The sequence below is a fragment of the Streptococcus uberis genome (assembly GCF_900475595.1).
GTDB lineage: Bacteria > Bacillota > Bacilli > Lactobacillales > Streptococcaceae > Streptococcus > Streptococcus uberis.
In genome coordinates this window covers 805,325-820,534 of record NZ_LS483397.1, presented here as the reverse complement: position 1 = coordinate 820,534, position 15,210 = coordinate 805,325, and the positions used below count along the sequence as shown (strand labels likewise).

The window sequence follows — 15,210 nt, the reverse complement described above, 5'->3', positions numbered from 1 at the left end:
TCACTATTCCCTTACATGTATAGCATTAGCCTTCGATTTGTTGTGTTACAAAGTCCAAAGCACCTTGACCATCACGGGTCAATCCGATATATTGTGCACCCTCAGTTTTAGCCAACTTAATACCGAGTTTGTCAGTTTCTAATTTCATATCTTCATAGTTAGATGCCACTTGAGGCGCCAAGATAACTAATTGATATTGAGGTAAAATTTCACGGTGAGCACCATAACTACCAGCCGCAGCTGTTACAGGAGCTCCGTATTCTTTAGCAGCCTTGTTCAAGGCATTCGCTAGAAGACCACTTGTACCGCCACCTGCACAAAGGACGAGAACGTTTGTTTGTTCTTTAATTTCTTTAGTAACGCCAGCATTTTCAAGAATAGCGTCTGCTTTTGCTGTGTTGAAGTTAGCAGCAACTTTTTCTTTCAAACTATCAGATGATTTACCTGAACGTTCTTCTTCTAAAATTTGTTGGTCATAGACTTTCAAGAATGGGTAGTAAATAAGTACGTCTACAACAATCAAAGTCAAAGCAAGAACAAATGACCAAAGACCAAAACCAGTACCCATGATAATACCTAGAGGACCAGGTGTTGTCCATGGCAAGTTCACACTAAAGCTGTTCATACCAAGAACATCAACGAAGAATTTGAAGATCCATACGTTTGCAATTGGAGCAAAAACAAATGGAATAAAGAAGATTGGGTTCAAAACAAGAGGTGCACCAAATAAGATTGGCTCATTAACACCGAAGAAGGTTGGAACAACTGATGCACGACCGATTGCTTGGTTACGTTTTGATTTTGTCAACCACATGAACATGAATGGCACCACAAGAGTTGCACCTGTACCACCCATCGTTACGATAAACATTTGAGTTCCTGAAGTCAAGATTTTATCAGCGTGTTGTCCAGCTTGAAGTAATTGGAAGTTTGTTTCAATATTGGCATAAGTAATAGCAGCAATAGCAGGTTCAACGATTGATGGCCCATGAATACCAACGAACCAGAAAAGAGCATAGGCACCAAAGATAATCGTGATTCCAAGATAACCATCAGCTGCTGTAAAGAGCGGTGCAAGTAATGTTCCGATTGCTTCAGCAACACTTGTACCAACAGTATTACGAACAATGATATCAAGAGCATAGAGAGTTACAATTGATAATGTGAATGGGATTAAGTCTTTGAAAACCTGCGAAATGTTCGGTGGAACTTCGTCTGGCATGCGAATAGAAACGTTATTTTTTACACAGACTTTGTAGATATTGACAATGACAAAAGCTGAGACGAAGGCTGAAAGAAGACCTTTAGTCCCTAAGAAGCCACTTGCAAAGCCTCCTTCAATTGCATCTGATGCCAAAATCAAGAAACCAGTGATTGAGGCAAGCATAGTCGACAAGAAGTTGATTTGGTTTGTACTTTCAAGATCACGGTTTACAGAATCAGTTAATGATTTTGCAGTTGTTCCAGCAACCAAAAGTGCGACCACACCCATTGTGTAGTTGTAAGGTTTCATCAACATCCCAACTACTTCTTCACTCCAATTAAATCCAAAGATGTTTGGAACAAAAGCAATCAGAAGGAAAATACTTGAGAATAAGATAACTGGCATGCTGGCAATAAAGCCATCACGGATAGCACGTAAGTAGATATTACGTGAGATTTTCTCGAAAAATGGTTTCCCTTTTTCAATTTGAGCAATTAGTTTATTCATTAGTTTGTACCTCTCTTATAAAGTTCGATCATATGTTTCATCATATCTTTCAATAGAAGAGTTGTCATCAAGTGGTCTTGCCCGTGCATCAAAGTCACACTAAAGGCTAGATCTTCACCTGCTGCTTCTTTTTGAAGTAGACTTGTTTGAGCATGGTGTGCTTCAACAATGCTTGAATTAGCAGATTCCACCAACTCTTCAGCTTTTTCAAAGTCGCCATTTTGTGCCGCTTTTAAAGCATCTAATAATTTGGAACGTGCTTCACCAGCATAAGATACAATTTCAAATCCCAAGAGGGTAATTTCTTCTCTATTCATTTTATAAGCTCCTTTATTCATTTTTGATTTCAGTGATTAGAGTAAGCGTTGTACATGTAATACAATATAAAACTTTTCACTTTCATGAATCGCTACACCTGTTTCTGAGGCTATGATTTGATAAATTTTATCACCAACATCATAAGCTTCAGGATAGGCTATCTGAATATGTTTCCCCATATCCATGAGAGGCCCATTATCATTTGGACTTCTATCCAAATATTGAAGGAAGTATGTTAGATGGATCATTAAGCGATCGTAAAAATTACTATTTTCTTTTGTTCGCTTAATTCCTAATCTTTCTAACTCTTCTTGCACTTTTGATAACACCGATCGTGTTAAGTCTACTTTAGGTGACTTTTCAACAGCCGTTACCCCTTTTGCATTGATGAAATGTAAGGCTATCCTCCCAATCTCATCATCAGGTAAATCATTCAAGAGTTTCTGACGAAACATCGCCAAAGCTTCTTTTGCAATGACATACTCTATGCTATATTCTTGTGAAATATTCGGCAACTTACTTTCTTGATAATTATCTTCAAGAACCGCCTTATATGCACAATGAATATGGTCCGTTAAGGTAACATAGAGATATTCTTGAACAGGATAGGAATATTTGCTTGACAAGGTTTCAATCACATCATAGGTGACTGTGATAAAGTCTAATGGCACATCTTTTAGCAAGGTCATGAAATTTTCTTGCGATTCTGTGCTTTTTAAGGAAAAGACTTTTTCAATCTTATCAGCAATAACGAGATCTCCTTTTCGTTTCTGAAAAGTAATCCCAAGTCCCATCACCACAAACTGTTGATCATGCTCATCTTTTACTAAAGCGACATTATTATTAAGGGCTTGTAAAACACGATACATTTATTACCTCCCCCTCTTGATTTATAATTGGATAGAAAAAGAGACCACAAATAAACTAAAGATAGCAAAGGCTTACCTTCCATTCATTTGTAGTCTCGCCTATTCGTAATAGTTACGATCTACCCGTATTCGATTTATGAACTTATTATAACACAGGACAAGAGGTTTGTAAACCCTTTCTGTTTAAAAAAATGACATTTTTTAAAATTTTGTTTGTTTTATGTTGTTATAATGTTTAAATGCGTTTTGTCCAAGGTGTTGCTGTTTCTTTCAAGACCTTGTTCAATTCATCAATATTTTGGAATCCGGTAGTACGTAACCACTCACGAGCAGCTCCTTCACCTTGTTCAATATAGTCTTTGACACTGCCGGCCCAAGTTGCACGCCCACAAAGGACACCGTTAAAGTTTGCACCAGATTCTTTAGCAAAAACCAAAGTGTCTTGGAAAAGCTTAGCTGATACGCCTGCGCTCAGGTAGATATATGGAAGGTGAGTCGCTTCATCCTGTTGTTTGAAATAAGAAGCAGCTTCTTCCTTAGTATAGACCACTTCAGCTTGACCGAAGCCTTCTACGAAATTCATATTGACTGGAACTTCTACCTTCAAGACATCAATACCAAAACGGTCATCAGAAAAGACTTTCATTGCTTCAATAACCTTGCGTGGTTTAACTTTGGCATATTCTGCACTTGAAGAATCAGCGATTTTCTCATCATATGCCAGAATTTCGAGATAAAACGGAATATCTTCAGCTGTACATTCTGAACCGATACGTTCAATATAAACTTGTTTCTGACGATTTGTCGCTTCATCACTATCGACATCATAGTAGAGCAAGAATTTAATGGCATCTGCCCCTTCTTCTTTCAAACGCTTTACAGACCAATCAACTAAGCAATCTGGTAAGCGTTTCGTGCTAGTGGTGTCATAGCCTGTTTTTTCATAAGCGAGAAGCAACCCTGCGTCTTTATGAAGTACCTTAGTGGCAGGCAAACCGTATTCAGGATCCAAAAGCATAGATGAAGCAAATGGCGTCAATTCTTCAGAAACCAATACTTTAAGCTCTTCCATTTGAGCAACTGTTGGTTCATCAGTTTGATGTTGTGCCATCAAACGTTTTAGAGCACCACGTTGGTCAAATGCTAATGCTGAAATAATACCATTTTCATCACTTAATTTTTCCATATAACGACGTTTTTGTTCTGTTAATACCATGATTATACCTCTTCTACTTTAATACGTTCAAATAATGCTGAATAGTTTGCCATATTAACATGGCCGGTTTGTTTTTCCTGGGCATTTAACATCCCCAAACAATTGGCTTTTTTCAATAGCTCTTCATCTGATTCTGCATGGTAAAGAGCTGATGTAATTCCTGCTACCGTTGAATCACCCGAACCTACTGGGTTGACTACTTCTATTTTTGGAATCGTCACCTGATAATACGAATCAATATGTTTGGCAAAAGCACCCTTAGAACCTAGTGATACAATCACCCATTCTACTCCGTCAAATAAATCTTGATCAAGGGCTGCTTTTAAAACACTAGTATCACTCGTAACTTCCATATTTAAGAGCTGAGACAATTCTTCTGTATTGGGCTTGATTACTGTCGGTTTTGCATGTCCCTTCAAAACTTCTAATAAGCCTTGGCCAGAACAATCTAACACCACAGGCTTCTGATAACTCTCACAAATCTCAATCATTTTAGAGTAAAAGTCCACAGGCAATCCCTTTGGCAAGCTACCTGAAATAGAAATAATACTTACTTGTTTGACCAGTCTTTCAAAGTGCTCTAAAAAAACTTTACCTTCCTCATCAGAGATAGTTGGTCCTGACTCTAAAATCTCTGTTTGCTGACCTTCATGTAAAATCGCAATACAGTTACGTGTTTCTCCTGATATTGGTGAAAAATCATGCTCAATACCAACTTGATCTAATTCCTTTTGGATAAATTCACCAATTTTGCCACCCAATAAACCAGTAGCAAGAACATCATCTCCGACTTTAGAAAGAACTCGTGTAACATTTAAGCCCTTACCTCCAGGGGTTTTGTGTGTTTCAGCAACACGGTTAACCGTATCTAGATTAAAGACATCCAGTTGATAAGCAATATCAACCGACGGATTCATAGTGACTGTTAAAATCATGATTCACCTCTTAGTCGTGGTATTCTCCGCGATCCCATTTTTCTAAAAACTCATCGAAGAAATGCGGATCAGCTTGTCCTTGATTCAAACTTTCAACTTTTGCAATTTTTTCAATCAACGCTTTGTTTTCTTCAGTTGGTTTATATTCTGTATGGATAAATGCTTCAATAATATCCGTCATTAATAAGCCACCAGTGATTTTACCACCAAAACCAATTACATTAGCATTCAACTCTTCTTTAGCGTAGATTGCAGAAGTCATATCTCGGACTAAAGCTGAACGAATTCCTGGCACCTTGTTTACAGCATTATTGATTCCGACGCCAGTTCCACAGATACAAACACCTAAATCTGCTTCACCACTCGCAACAGCTTCACCCACTTTTTTTCCAAAAATTGGATAGTGAGTCCGAACATTGTCATAGGTTCCACAATCAATGACTTCATAACCTTGAGTCTTCAAGTAGTCAACAACAGCAATTTTATCGTTTGTTACAATATGGTCACAGCCAACAGCAATTTTCATCTTATTTTACCTCTTGATTATATTATTTTTTATTAGCACATTTTGTTAAGCATGTCGACACGGATTTGGTGACGACCACCGTCATACTCACCTTCGACAAATCCTTTAGCAATGTTTTTTGCAACGCCAGGACCAACAATTTCAGACCCCATTGTAATAATGCGAGAATTATTGTGCCCACGGGTCATATAAGCTGAACGTTCATCTGAGACTTCAGCAGCAATCATGCCTTTAATTTTAGTAGCCGTCATAAATGAGCCAACACCGTATGCATCAATTACGATTCCTAGGTTAACATCGTTAGCAGTTACTTCTTTAGCTACTGCTAGTGTTGTATCAACAAAATCACGTCCTTCAGCAGAAACATCTTGGACATCATGACCAAGTTCTACCAAATAAGATTTAACGATTTCTTTCAATTCTAAGCCTGCTTTATCAGCACCAATAATAACTGTCATCTGTTTTCTCCTGTTTAAAAATGTTGTTTTGTTTGATTTACAATTATATTATAAACATTAAAAAACATCTTGTCAACCATTTTTGTTTATTTTTTGTTTATTTTTTGTTTGTTTGTTTCTAAAAAAAAGAACATCTATCATAGAATGTTCTTTTAAATCATGACCAAACTAGCTGCGAAGACGATAATGTTAACATTATTTTTGCCTGGCAAGAATTTAAGCCTTGTTAATTAATTATTTCCGTCCATTTCGCGAGTTGACTGACCTTTTCCTCGTCTTTTTTATCGGTTATAACAGCTGTTAACTGTGAAAGTTGGCAAAAGACTGAAAAATCCTCTTTTCCTATTTTTGAACTATCCAGCAGAAGATATTGTTCAACCGATCGGCTAATCGCTAAACGTTGGGTATAAGCCTCTTCAACTGTTGAAGTCATAACATCATCTTCACGATTACCATTTGCACTAAAAAACATTTTACTAAAGTGCATTTTTTCTAGACTTGTATTTGTCACTTCTCCTACAAATGATTCCGTGACCTGCCGCATCTCACCTCCTAAGAGAAAAACTTTAAATGTCTCTGATTTTTTCTTAAGTAAGATATTAAATACAGGCAAACAGTTTGTTACGACACTCAATCGTTGATTATTGATTTCTTCTGCAAAACTCTCAACCGTAGTACCAGGACCTAAAAAGATAGTATCCCCTTCTTCAATGATATTTGCGGCTAATTTAGCAATATGGCGTTTTTCTTCTATATTTAATGTATGTTTTTCTTTATGTGAAATCTCTCGGTATTGGAAAGCTGAATTACTTCTTGCTCCACCATGAATTTTTTTTAGCAAACCTTGTTCTTCCAGTTCGATTAAGTCTCTACGAACGGTCATATCTGTTACACCAAAAGATTCCATAATTTCAGAAATACGAACAGTCCCTTTTTTGTTAACTAATTTCGTAATCTCTTCTAAACGTTGAAATTTATTCATTTTACAGCCTCCTTTATTTTATTATATCTCTTCCTTAAACATTATTCAACATTTTTTGTTTGTTTTTTAAACAAAACTCATAGATAAATTATTATTACTATTTTCTTATTAAGGTGTGAACAATTAAGTCAAAATATGAATATTAAGCGCTTGCTTCTAATAAATCTTGAATATCTTTATACTATAACGAAATCTCCTCATCAAACTGCTTGTCAACTCCGTTATCAAAATTCAGGATTTTTAGAAATTTTTCCAGTCTTTTTGTACTCTTCTCATAGTCATTCACATAAAGTTTGAAATCCTGTTGAACCATGACAATCTCTTTATTCACTTGTTCTATTGAAATTGATTCTGTCATATTCAGTTTTGAAAAATCATACCTTGCTAATTTTCGACTATTCGGATCATCACTCTTTAGATTGATAAGCACTTCCGCCATCTTGTTCAAGGTGGCGATTTTTTCTTGTTTTTCTTCCTCTTCAATCTTTCTAAATTCTCTAGCAATGGCCTCGATAACGGTGACGGTTACGCTATTGCCTGCTTGTTTATACAACTGGCTTTTACTGGATACCCTCTCCGCTCTGTCGTAAGCCCAATCAGGAAACCCCTGAAGTCTAAAACATTCTCTAGGTGTTAGGCGTCTGATTCTCAACCGATACAGTTTTCCATCTAGGATTATTCCAGTCACTTCATACCACTTGTCCTTACGGTATTCCAAAGCAGCAACAACCACTCCCATATTGTCAGAAGTGGTTAAAGTATTTGAAATCCCCTTTCCCACTCGTCCTCTGCGTTTGGTAGACTCTGGGTAAGCAAGATTGACAGAATCTCCCACTATTGCCTTGGCATAGCCTAGTTTGGTCGCTTCCCTAATTTTCAAATGTGGCGCTTCTTCACGACAGAGAATCTTAGGAACTTTATCCCCTCCTTGCATCGTGGTCAACGTTGGAGAAAGCCCTGAAAGATCATAAACTCGTCCAGTTTGGATAAAAGAAGTTGGTAAAGTTCCTGCGACAACTACACCATGCCGATCTTGGCTAGTTAAAGTAAACATTGGATCATCGTTCCGTTTAAAGCGTCTCCCATGTTGGCATTTTTCTAGCCTATCAGGAGTTAAAACAGGAATGGCAATTTTAGTTCCCTCACCTTTTCCTCTTGTTAAGGTTGGTGCTATCCCACGTGATAAATAGACTTCTCCATTCATTCCTTTGCCTGACGGATTAACATTACCTAATCGTTCAAGACTAGCTGAGCTGTTTTCTCCTCTGAGAGGAAATAGGAATCGGGGACGGTATCTTCTAGAATGTCCGATAATAAAAATTCTTTCACGGTTTTGCGGTACTTGGAAATCTTTACTGTTAAGCACCTGCCATTCGACATCATACCCCAACTCATCCAATGTGGTGAGGATTGTTCGAAATGTCTCTCCCTTGTCGTGACTGAGTAACCCCTTGACATTTTCGAGGAATAAAAAACGTGGTTGGATCTGTTTGGCCGCTCGAGCAATCTCGAAGAACAAAGTTCCCCTAGTATCCTCAAATCCCAATCGTCTGCCTGCGAGTGAAAATGCCTGGCAAGGGAATCCCCCACAGATGATGTCCACTTGCCCTCTAAGTTGTCTAAAGTCCTGATCTGTGACTTGTCTAATATCATGAAATTCTATTTCTCCTTTGGTCTCATAGATAGCCTTGTAAGATTTCCTCGCAAACTTGTCAATCTCACAAAAGCCAATACACTCATGGCCCTGACGAGTTAACCCCAGTCGAAAGCCTCCAATTCCTGCAAACAAATCTAAAAACTTCATGTCTCTCATTCCTTTCTGACAAAATTAAAAAGGACCTTACTTCTTGCGTAACGTCCTTTCTTAACAATGATCTTCCATTTCTGGGGCAGTGATAAGTTCAAAAATGAACCAAATCATTCCTAATCCCCAAATACCTAATAATATCCACCAAAACATCTTACTCACCCCCTTTTAGTTCTTTTAAGCGTTGGACCTTGGTCCATTCGGATAAAACACCATTAAAGACGTATTCCGCTATCGTTTCTGCCCTGTCCGCAAACCTCATATTCTCTAAAGCGTACTGATAACGATGATCAAAATAGATCATGGCATAATCACTAGCAGCCTGTGAAAGACCGACTTGTCTCAACTGGTCATGAACCAAACCCCAAATGTAATCTTTGTCGTATCTTGTGACTCGGTCTACTTTACGTTGAAAATTGTCATTGTCACTTTTCTTACTTGTTAGACTTTCTTTCTCCTCCTCGTCCTCAATGACTGACTCACTCCCTTTAGTTTCACTCATATCAGTCTCACTAACTTCAGTCTCACTAGTGGCTGAATTTAAGACGGGCCCCAGCTGATTTTGATACCCCCCTGGTATTTTTTGAACACTACCCCCGTCTGAATTTGAGACTGGGGTAGGTTCATGTTCCAACTCCCCTAAGTAAATCTTATTAGCCATTCGTCCTTTTTCACTGGAAGACTGTTGGACTTCATCAATCAAACCATACTCTCGTAAGGTTTTCTTAATCGTCAGTAATTTTGACTTGGAACAGCCAAGCAATGCCATGAGTTTTGAGTTGGAATAGACCAGATAAATAGCTCCATCTTCATCTATCCACCCTCGACTTAATGACAATTCCAAGCGATCTTTTAGAACAGCATAAGCAACCTTAACCTCAAGTTTCATGTCTTTGTAGCGCTCACACTCAAACAAGAGTTTTGGGAGCTTATAGTAACGCTCTGACGTTTGATAGTGATTTGCGGTAATACGTTTCATGATTGTCCCTCCAACACTAACAGACCAACATTCCCCATGTCATCAAACTGGATTAAGCCAGAATCTTCCATCTCACCAACTATCCATGTCGCTTTCTCAATATCGATTCGCATGATAGCCATGAGATGACACATCACAATTTGTCGTGATGACTGTTCATTCTTTTGCATGATTTTCCTCCTGAAAATAAAAAAAGCGAGAACACTTATTAAAATGTTCTCGCTCACATAAAAATATATTCCTAGTAATAAGAATGTTTAAGAAATAGCAACTTTGCACAGTTTATTTATATAAAAACAAAAATCCTGCCAAAGTTTTTTTGGCAGGATTTTGGGCAGGAAACCAAATCAATTTATCAGTTTCTCTAAATCGCTATAAGCTCTAAAAGACTGGTAAATCGGGTTTCCGCTCTCAAATTGCTATGTGCTTCTTATTTAAGAGTGATTGTAGCTCCAGCTTCTTCAAGTTTAGCTTTGATTTCTTCAGCTTCTGCTGCAGCAACACCTTCTTTGATGTTAGCAGGTGCACCGTCAACAAGACCTTTAGCTTCTTTAAGACCAAGTCCTGTGATTTCACGAACAGCTTTGATAACGCCAACTTTTTTGTCGCCAGCAGCTGTTAATTCAACGTCGAATGAATCTTTAGTTGCTTCTTCAGCACCACCAGCAGCTACAGCAGCTACAGGTGCAGCAGCAGTTACACCAAATTCTTCTTCGATAGCTTTTACAAGATCGTTAAGCTCAAGGATTGAAGCTTCTTTAATTTCAGCAATAATGTTTTCAATGTTCAATGCCATTGTAATTTCCTCCAAATATTTGTTTTTAAATTGTTAATGATAGCCTTAGGCTACTTTTTGTCGACTTAAGCGACGTCTTCTTTGCTTTCTGCAACAGCTTTGACAGCATATGCAACGTTGCGAACTGGCGCTTGAAGTACTGAAAGGAGCATAGAAAGCATTCCTTCGCGGTTTGGCAATGATGCAAGTGCTTGGATATCTTCTTTTGAAGAAGCAGCACCTTCAATTGCTCCACCTTTGATTTCAAGAGCGTCTGCAGTTTTAGCAAAATCGTTGATAATTTTTGCAGGTGCAACAACATCTTCATTTGAAAATGCTACAGCAGATGGACCTACGAAAAGATCTTTCATGTCGCCAAGACCAGCTTGTTCAGCTGCACGTGACAAGATTGAGTTTTTGATAACTTTGAACTCAACGCCACTTTCACGAAGTGAACGACGTAGTTCAGTATCTTGACCAACTGTAAGACCACGTGAATCAACAACAACAATACTTGCTGCTGCTTTCATTTTTTCAGCAACTAGATCAACTTGTTCAGCTTTTTTAGCAATAATTGCTTCACTCATTAGTTTACCTCCGTAATTATTTTTTGGTTAGGTACAAAAAAAACGCACCTAAACCTAGACACGAAAGTACAAATACGTTATTTCTTTAATGACGTTTTGTGCCTCGGTAGGAATATTACGAGCATTGCTCCCCTACTGTCTTAGGTCAGTTTTTTTCAAAACCTTTATTAGTATACTCTATCTCTTCCCAATTGTCAACAAATAAATCAGTTATTTTTTAAAATTAAAAAAGGTCAAAAAAGGTCAGTTTTTTCTTGACCTTTTTTGACCAAAGGTATATACTTACTTTATAAGGTCAGGAAAGGTCAGTCTAAGGGGAAAGAACCATTCCATTATCTATTAAAAAGGCCTTAACTGTTCAAATACTGAACAGAACTATTAACAAAAAGAGGTAAAAACTATGACAAACAATTTTGGAAGAGATCCATTTGGACAAATGGATGATATTTTTAATCAACTAATGGGTGATATGTCCAATTTTAACAAGTCCCAACAACGCTACCACGTGAATGGGGTAGAAATGACACCTGAACAATTCAATAGCTATCGTAAAAGCGGTCAGTTTCCAGGAGAAAATGCACCACAACCTCTTTCTCATCAAGAACAACCTGCTTCTGAAGGAAATCTATTAACGAAACTTGGAACAAACCTAACGGAACAAGCCCGTCAAGGTGAATTGGATCCTGTAATCGGTCGAAACAAGGAAATCCAGGACACAGCAGAAATTCTCTCAAGACGTACCAAGAATAATCCTGTTCTTGTCGGAGAAGCCGGAGTCGGTAAAACGGCAGTTATTGAAGGACTTGCGCAAGCAATTGTTTGTGGTGACGTCCCAGCTTCTATCAAAAATAAAGACATTATTTCCATCGATATTTCTTCCTTAGAGGCTGGAACGCAATACCGTGGAAGCTTTGAGGAAAACATTCAACAATTAGTCAATGAGGTCAAAGCTGCTGGAAATATTATTCTTTTCTTTGATGAAATTCATCAGATACTGGGAGCAGGTTCAACAGGAGGTGATTCTGGTTCAAAAGGCTTGGCTGATATTTTAAAACCAGCCTTGTCTCGCGGAGAATTGACTGTTATTGGTGCAACAACTCAAGACGAATACCGCAATACCATTCTTAAAAATGCTGCGCTTGCTCGTCGTTTCAATGAAGTCAAAATTAATGCTCCTTCTGCTGAAGATACCTTCCACATACTATTAGGGCTTCGTCATCTCTATGAAAAACATCATAATGTTGACTTACCCGATAGTGTCTTGAAAGCTGCCATTGATTATTCTATCCAATACATTCCACAACGCAGTTTGCCAGATAAAGCTATTGACTTAGTGGATATGACAGCTGCCCACCTAGCAGCACAACATCCTGTGACCAATCTAAAAGCATTGGAACAAGAAATGGAAAATGAGAAAGTCAAACAGGAAAAAGCTGTTGCCTCTGAAGATTTCGAAGCTGCTTTAAAATCCAAAACTCGCATTGAAGAACTGAAACAGCACATGTCTGATCATCAAGTTGGTCAGAGGGTCTCTGCAACCATTAATGATATCGCACAATCAGTTGAACGGTTGACAGGTATTCCTGTATCAAAAATGGGGAATAGCGACTTGGAACGCTTAAAAGAAATGGATTCTCGTTTGAAACAACACGTGATTGGTCAAAATCAAGCTGTTGAAGCTGTTGCTAGAGCCATACGACGTAATCGTGCTGGTTTTGATGATGGTCACCGACCAATAGGCTCATTTTTATTTGTTGGTCCAACAGGTGTTGGTAAAACGGAATTAGCAAAACAATTAGCCTTAGATATGTTTGGTTCTAAAGAAGCCATCATTAGGCTAGATATGTCAGAATATAGTGATCGTACAGCTGTTTCTAAATTAATTGGGACCACTGCTGGTTATGTTGGATATGACGATAACAATAACACCTTAACAGAACGTGTCCGTCGTAATCCTTATGCCATTATTCTATTAGACGAAATTGAAAAAGCTGATGATCAAGTTATAACCCTTCTTTTGCAAGTACTTGATGATGGTCGTTTAACAGATGGCCAAGGTAATACCATTAATTTTAAAAACACAGTTATTATTGCAACATCAAATGCTGGCTTTGGATATCCTAATCAAACCGACGATGCTAAGGTGACACTCATGGATAGACTGAAACCTTATTTCAGGCCTGAATTTCTCAACCGTTTTAACGCTTTAATTGAATTTAAATCTCTAGCAAAAGAAGACCTCAAAGAAATTGTGGATTTAATGTTAGCAGACGTTAATAAGACAATTGTCAAAAAGGGAATGACACTAGAAGTCACTGATGAGGTTAAAGAAAAATTGATGGTTTTAGGTTATGATCCGACTATGGGTGTGAGACCATTAAGACGTATCATTGAACAAGAAATCCGTGATAAAATGACCGATTTCTATTTAGATCATTCTGAGGAAAAACACTTAAAAGCTAGCATCATCAACGATGACATTATCATTACTGCTAAAAACTAAAAAAACACCAGATTTAGCTGCATTCTGATGAGTTCAAACATCAGAGTGCAGTTTTTTTCTGGAGTCTGTTTACTTCTGCCGTTTAAAAACGAGAGATTTGTCACCTTCTAAAATTAATTGTTGGCCATCTCTCATGTAGTCAAAACAAGCCTTATCACCTTTAAAACTTTGTTTTTTTGATTGTGAAGCATCTTTTTTTAAATCAATGGTATTACTGAAACGGTTAACTTTTCCCGACATGACCATGAAGGTTAGCGAGCCTGTCTTTTTATCATATTTTCCACCCACTTGATGAGCTTTTTCTGACAATATGATATCAATTGTTTCTTCTGTTTCCTTGGCAGTTGGGAGTTGCTCTAGGACTTCTCTTTTTACTTCTGTAGGTAAAACTCTTTGTCCTTGATTTTCTGGGGTAAGAAGCTTAGCAGTTTCGCTTTTAGCGTAGGTCTGAATTTGATTGATCAGTGCTTTTTTATTTATGGATACTTGATAAAACATGTTAAAAGTATCATCATTAACGGTCAATTCGACTTCAGGATTTGTCATCGAATTGGAAAAAGAAATTGAATGTAACTCTTTTGTCGACGACTTCATCTTTGTAAATTCTTTTAATAGAAAGGGATTATTTGACACAGAAGTCCATTTTCCTTCTATTGAGCTAGTTTGATAGGCAAAAAAGAAAATGAATGAAAATATTAGTCCAAAAACAAGTATGATAATTGGTCTAGAAAGATTCTTTTTTTCCTTTATCTCCGAGTAATACATTTTATCTTTAACATATTTTGAGTCCATCTCGTCGTCTCCTATTACTAAGACTAACATTTTCTCATTTTATAGTCAATGTTTTAAAGGAATATGATACTATTATAACTCCATGAGGACAATGTCAAAATAAAGTAAGCAAAAAAACTGTAAGTAACAATATACGACTTACAGTTTTTGGTTTAAATTTGTTCTAAAATAGCATCCCATGCTTGATCAATACCAATTCTATCCACTGATGAAAACAGAATAAAAGCATCTTCTTGTTCAAAATTCAGTTTTTTCTTAATCATTGATTCATGCTTATTCCATTTTCCACGTGGAATTTTGTCAGCTTTGGTCGCTACTACAATAACAGGAATCTCGTAATATTTTAGAAACTCATACATTTGGACATCTTCAGTTGATGGTTCATGCCGTAAATCTACCAAACTGACTACAGCACGAAGATTATCTCGACTCGTCAGATATTCCTCAATCATCTTGCCCCATCTAGCACGCTCAACTTTAGACACTTTTGCATAGCCATAACCTGGAACATCAACAAATCGAATCTTATCATCAATATTAAAAAAGTTTAAGAGTTGTGTTTTTCCTGGTTTCCCTGATGTTCTTGCAAGATTTTTTCGGCCTAATAAGGTATTGATAAAGCTTGACTTACCAACATTTGACCTGCCGGCTAAAGCAATTTCAGGGATGTCATCTTCTGGGTAATGGGACTTATTAGCTGCACTGAGCAATAAGGAAGCATTGTGGGTATTTAGTACTTGTTCTTCAGCCAT

The 15,210-nt window shown here is 37.5% G+C and carries 16 protein-coding genes and 1 other annotated feature; of the genes, 1 reads left to right on the top strand and 15 read right to left on the bottom strand.

The window, feature by feature from the left end; all coding sequences use genetic code 11:
* Positions 1–25 precede the first annotated feature (25 nt).
* From DQM95_RS04445 to rplJ, 13 genes are all read right to left on the bottom strand, one after another.
* A complete protein-coding gene (locus DQM95_RS04445; RefSeq protein WP_037592258.1) occupies positions 26–1,711 on the bottom strand; it encodes a lactose-specific PTS transporter subunit EIIC in 1,686 nt (561 codons plus the stop codon).
* Positions 1,711–2,028, bottom strand: coding sequence for a PTS lactose/cellobiose transporter subunit IIA (locus DQM95_RS04440; protein ID WP_001078262.1), 318 nt, complete (start codon positions 2,026–2,028; stop codon positions 1,711–1,713). The genes DQM95_RS04445 and DQM95_RS04440 overlap by 1 nt, the downstream gene beginning before the upstream one ends.
* Positions 2,029–2,064: 36 nt before the next feature.
* Entirely contained in the window at positions 2,065–2,898 is an 834-nt protein-coding gene (locus DQM95_RS04435; RefSeq protein ID WP_037592259.1) for a PRD domain-containing protein, read from the bottom strand.
* Positions 2,899–3,133: 235 nt separating this feature from the next.
* On the bottom strand, positions 3,134–4,114 hold the full coding sequence (lacD, locus tag DQM95_RS04430; RefSeq protein ID WP_000244544.1) for a tagatose-bisphosphate aldolase: 981 nt from the start codon (positions 4,112–4,114) through the stop codon (positions 3,134–3,136).
* 2 nt (positions 4,115–4,116) lie between these two features.
* Positions 4,117–5,049, bottom strand: a complete 933-nt coding sequence (lacC, locus tag DQM95_RS04425) for a tagatose-6-phosphate kinase (protein ID WP_000604310.1) — start codon at positions 5,047–5,049, stop codon at positions 4,117–4,119.
* A 10-nt stretch (positions 5,050–5,059) separates the two neighbouring features.
* Entirely contained in the window at positions 5,060–5,575 is a 516-nt protein-coding gene (gene lacB / locus DQM95_RS04420) for a galactose-6-phosphate isomerase subunit LacB (protein WP_000686149.1), read from the bottom strand.
* A gap of 32 nt (positions 5,576–5,607) precedes the next feature.
* On the bottom strand, positions 5,608–6,033 hold the full coding sequence (gene lacA, locus DQM95_RS04415) for a galactose-6-phosphate isomerase subunit LacA (protein WP_000215993.1): 426 nt from the start codon (positions 6,031–6,033) through the stop codon (positions 5,608–5,610).
* Between the two features lie 226 nt (positions 6,034–6,259).
* Positions 6,260–7,015 carry a DeoR/GlpR family DNA-binding transcription regulator gene (locus DQM95_RS04410; RefSeq protein ID WP_037592260.1) on the bottom strand — a complete coding sequence of 252 codons (756 nt, stop codon included), beginning with the start codon at positions 7,013–7,015 and terminating at the stop codon, positions 6,260–6,262.
* Between the two features lie 181 nt (positions 7,016–7,196).
* Positions 7,197–8,819: a DNA (cytosine-5-)-methyltransferase gene (gene dcm, locus DQM95_RS04405; RefSeq protein ID WP_111685950.1), complete on the bottom strand. Its 1,623-nt coding sequence runs from the start codon at positions 8,817–8,819 to the stop codon at positions 7,197–7,199.
* A 157-nt stretch (positions 8,820–8,976) separates the two neighbouring features.
* Positions 8,977–9,801 carry a replication initiator protein A gene (locus DQM95_RS04400; protein WP_003050356.1) on the bottom strand — a complete coding sequence of 275 codons (825 nt, stop codon included), beginning with the start codon at positions 9,799–9,801 and terminating at the stop codon, positions 8,977–8,979.
* The gene (locus DQM95_RS04395) at positions 9,798–9,971 is read right to left on the bottom strand and encodes a hypothetical protein (RefSeq protein WP_001171244.1); all 174 of its coding nucleotides are present in this window, start codon (positions 9,969–9,971) and stop codon (positions 9,798–9,800) included. Before DQM95_RS04395 ends, DQM95_RS04400 begins: the two co-directional genes overlap by 4 nt.
* A gap of 260 nt (positions 9,972–10,231) precedes the next feature.
* Complete coding sequence (gene rplL, locus DQM95_RS04390) at positions 10,232–10,597, bottom strand: 50S ribosomal protein L7/L12 (RefSeq protein ID WP_012658295.1); 366 nt, start codon at positions 10,595–10,597, stop codon at positions 10,232–10,234.
* Between the two features lie 65 nt (positions 10,598–10,662).
* Entirely contained in the window at positions 10,663–11,163 is a 501-nt protein-coding gene (gene rplJ, locus DQM95_RS04385; RefSeq protein WP_012658294.1) for a 50S ribosomal protein L10, read from the bottom strand.
* Positions 11,164–11,190: 27 nt separating this feature from the next.
* Positions 11,191–11,326, bottom strand: a sequence feature (ribosomal protein L10 leader region).
* A 237-nt stretch (positions 11,327–11,563) separates the two neighbouring features.
* Here rplJ and DQM95_RS04380 point away from each other — a divergent pair.
* On the top strand, positions 11,564–13,666 hold the full coding sequence (locus DQM95_RS04380; protein WP_012658293.1) for an AAA family ATPase: 2,103 nt from the start codon (positions 11,564–11,566) through the stop codon (positions 13,664–13,666).
* A 69-nt stretch (positions 13,667–13,735) separates the two neighbouring features.
* Here DQM95_RS04380 and DQM95_RS04375 read toward each other — a convergent pair whose 3' ends face one another.
* Positions 13,736–14,458, bottom strand: a complete 723-nt coding sequence (locus tag DQM95_RS04375) for a hypothetical protein (RefSeq protein ID WP_012658292.1) — start codon at positions 14,456–14,458, stop codon at positions 13,736–13,738.
* Between the two features lie 152 nt (positions 14,459–14,610).
* Complete coding sequence (gene yihA / locus DQM95_RS04370) at positions 14,611–15,210, bottom strand: ribosome biogenesis GTP-binding protein YihA/YsxC (RefSeq protein WP_012658291.1); 600 nt, start codon at positions 15,208–15,210, stop codon at positions 14,611–14,613.